Annotated in this window: 1 protein-coding gene; it reads left to right on the forward strand. The window is 65.4% G+C overall.

The annotated features are described in order from the left end of the window. Positions 1 to 21 precede the first annotated feature (21 nt). Positions 22 to 1,359 (forward strand): IS630 family transposase, encoded by a 1,338-nt coding sequence (locus ACFV9O_RS40435; protein ID WP_385428093.1) that lies wholly within the window; start codon positions 22 to 24, stop codon positions 1,357 to 1,359. The last annotated feature ends 33 nt before the right edge of the window (positions 1,360 to 1,392 follow it).

The raw sequence follows: 1,392 nt of genomic DNA on the forward strand, positions 1-1,392 counted from the left end.
CTAAGTGTGTAGGCTGTTTTCATGGTGTCTCGGGGTCCTCGTGCTGTTGAAGTCGTGCTGTCTGCCGAGGAGCGGGCGGAGCTGGCGCATTGGGTGGGTGGTGCGGTGTCGGCCCGTGTGGCAGAGCGGGCCCGGATCGTTCTGGCCTGTGCGGAGGGAGCGTCAAATACCGGTGTAGCAGCGGACTTCGGGGTGTCCACGGAGACGGTGCGCAAGTGGCGCTCGCGGTTCGTGGCCCGGCGGATGGCGGGCCTGGTGGATGAGCCGCGGCCGGGGCGGCGCAAGCCGGAGCTGGTGCTCTCCGAGGCCGAGCGTGCGGAGCTGACGCGCTGGGCGCGGCGGGCGAAGACCGCGCAGTTCCTGGCGCTGCGGGCGAAGATCGTGCTGCGGTGCGCGGAAGGCGGGACGAACAAGGAGATCGCCGCCGAACTCGGTGTATCGCAGGGAACGGTGAATCGCTGGCGGTCGAGGTTCATCCGGTTGAGGCTGGACGGGCTGACCGATGGGCCGCGTCCTGGCAGGCCGCCCTCGATCCTGCTCGATCAGGTTGAGGACGTGCTCACGGCGACGCTGGAGTCCACCCCGGGCAAGGACACCCACTGGTCGCGGGCCTCGATGGCGAAGCACTCCGGGCTGTCGAAGTCCACCATCGGGCGGATCTGGAAGAGGTTCGACCTCAAACCGCACCTGCAGGATGCCTTCAAGCTCTCCACCGATCCGCAGTTCGTCGACAAGGTCGTCGATGTGGTCGGGCTGTACCACAACCCGCCCGAGAAGGCGGTGGTGTTGTGCGTGGACGAGAAGAGCCAGATCCAGGCGCTGGACCGCTCGCAGCCGGTGCTGCCGATGATGCCGGGCATGCCCGAGCGGCGTACCCACGACTACCTGCGGCACGGCATCACCAGCCTGTTCGCCGCCTTCAATATCGCCGACGGCAGCGTCATATCGGAACTGCACCGCCGTCACCGGGCTATCGAGTTCAAGAAGTTCCTGGTCACGATCGACAAGGCCGTGCCCGCCGGCCTCGACGTCCACCTGGTCTGTGACAATTACGCCACTCACAACACCGCCGAGATCAAGACGTGGCTCGGAAAACACCCACGCTTCCACGTCCACTTCACCCCCACCGGCTCCTCGTGGATGAACCAGGTCGAGCGGTGGTTCGGCCTGCTGACGGACAAACTCATCCGCCGCGGGGTGCACACCTCCGTGAAGGCCCTGGAGCAAGACATCAGGGCCTGGATCGACGGATGGAACGAGAACCCCAGGCCCTTCACCTGGACCAAGACCGCCGACGAGATCCTCAAATCCCTCGCCGACTACCTCACCAAGGTCACTCCGCCAGCCACCGAAAACTAGCAAAAGATTTAGTAACGCAATTTCGGGCGCAGG

The sequence above is a fragment of the Streptomyces sp. NPDC059909 genome, from assembly GCF_042730885.1.
Classification (GTDB): domain Bacteria; phylum Actinomycetota; class Actinomycetes; order Streptomycetales; family Streptomycetaceae; genus Streptomyces.